Here is a 1,982-nt window from a genome sequence, read left to right as displayed (position 1 = left end):
ACTCTCGTGTCTTTAATGCGATTGCGCGGGCAATAGCCATAGCCTCGGTTGAGGCCAGTAAAGTCATGATTAAAGTGGCGCCAAATAATTGCTGCAAAGTAGCTGGGTTGAGGTCTGGGAAGGATAGTGGAGGAAATGCGCCCGGGATATTACTGACCCGCTTAAACGGGCTTAGCTGCGGGAAAGCAAGCTCAATCAAGATTGCAGCGATTGCGCCAACAATGACGGCAATCAGCATTGCTGGTACATATTCATTCAAAGGAGCCCACAAACGACTGACGCCCAAGGTAATGAGTACGAGTGCAATCGATTGCCATTGAATGTCGCCGCTTACTAAGCGTTTGCCGACCGCTTGTATGGTGTGGATGACATCGGTGCCCCGAGGTATATCCATTCCAAGGAGGGTGCCAACCTGGCTATTAATAATGAGCATGGCAGCACCAGCAGTAAAGCCAACAATCACGGAATGCGGGACTTTTTCTACCCATTTGCCAATGCCACTAAATCCTAAAATCAATTGGATTACGCCAACCAGGAAGCTGAGCGTTAATACGAGTGCAACATACTGGGTAGACTCTGGCAGAGCCATTGGGGCAATGAGGGCCATCGTGGTGAGGGAGATAGCATTGGCTGGCCCAGTAACCATGAGGCGACTTGAGCCAAAAAGCGCCGCAATCAAGCAAGGCACCATGGCAGCATAGAGGCCGTAATGCGGTGGCATGCCAGCAAGTAATGCAAATGCAATTCCTTGAGGCAATACCACAATGGCCCCAGTTAGGCCCGCGAGTAAATCAGCGCGTATTGTGCCCGGATTGCGATACTCAGGTAACCATTTAAAAAAGGGGAGCTGTCTCATCATGAATGGCAGGTATTTTTATAGTTGCACTACCAAAGCTGTCAGTTTACTCAATATCCGCTGGTATTTAAGAGTGTTTAGTACCCTTGCCTAATATTAGGTCTGATGCTCTTTCGGCCAGCATGACCGCCGGCCAGTTAGTATTGCCAGAAGGCAATGTAGGCATTGCGGAGCAGTCTACAACTCTGAGGCCCGTGACACCTCTGACTTTTAGATCGCCATCCAATACAGCGAGTGGATTATCGTCAGTACCCATTTGGCATGTACCAGTCGGATGAAAAATGGTTGCGCCACTATTGCGACAGAATTCAAGTATGTCTGCATCGCTCTGTGGATTGTTAGGTTTAATTTCCCGCTCGATTAAAGATGTAAGAGGTTCTGTTTGCGCAATTTTGCGTGCAAATTTGACGGCTGCAACGCTAGTGGCACGATCATGCTCTGTGGCGAGGTAGTTGGCAAACATCTTGGGCGGCACTAGTGGATCGTTTGATTGAATGCGAACATGGCCCCGGGATTCTGGTCTCAGTTGGCACACTGACATGGTAAAGCCAGGGAAAGGATGTACGTTACCCCCGGCCATATCTGCCGATAAGGTGGCTAAATGAAACTGAATATCTGGTGTAGTAGATGATTCCATGACCTTGGTAAATAGACCGCCTTGATTGATGCCAATCGAAAGCGGCCCGCCACGAAACAGAAGCCAATCTAAGCCCATCATCGCTTTTCCTAGAAGTGAAGAGAGTTGGACATTAGTAGAAATGGGTTGATTGAGTTCGTAAATCAAGCGGTACTGCAAATGATCCTGCAAATTCTCACCAACACCAGGTAAATCATGGATGAGTGGGATATTGAATTCACTGAGAAGTTTTGCAGGGCCAATCCCTGACAACTGCAAAATTTGCGGCGATTGAAGAGCGCCTGCACTCAAAATGATTTCTTTATTGGCTCGAATAATCTGCTTTTCACCATGACGACTCAATTCAATCGCTACTGCGCGACGTCCCTCAAATAGAACGCGCATCACTTGACTATCAGTCAAGATCGTGAGGTTGGGGCGATGCTTGGCAGGCTTTAGATAGGCAACGGCAGTACTGCACCGTAATCCCTTATTTGTAGTGAGTTGGTA

At 48.2% G+C, this 1,982-nt stretch carries 2 protein-coding genes (1 of these 2 running past the window's edge); both read right to left on the bottom strand.

From position 1 onward, the window contains the following. On the bottom strand, positions 1 to 859 hold the 5' portion of the coding sequence (locus B7Y67_RS15575; protein ID WP_293599420.1) for a SulP family inorganic anion transporter. The gene continues 83 nt to the left of window position 1, outside the view; only the first 859 of its 942 coding nucleotides appear in the window; the start codon lies at positions 857 to 859; its stop codon lies off the left edge, out of view. Positions 860 to 923: 64 nt separating this feature from the next. Then, the coding region (locus tag B7Y67_RS15570; RefSeq protein WP_293599419.1) for a GMC oxidoreductase at positions 924 to 1,982 on the bottom strand (1,059 nt) is incomplete at its 5' end.

The sequence above is a fragment of the Polynucleobacter sp. 35-46-11 genome, assembly GCF_002281105.1.
This window is presented reverse-complemented; position numbering and strand designations above follow the sequence as displayed.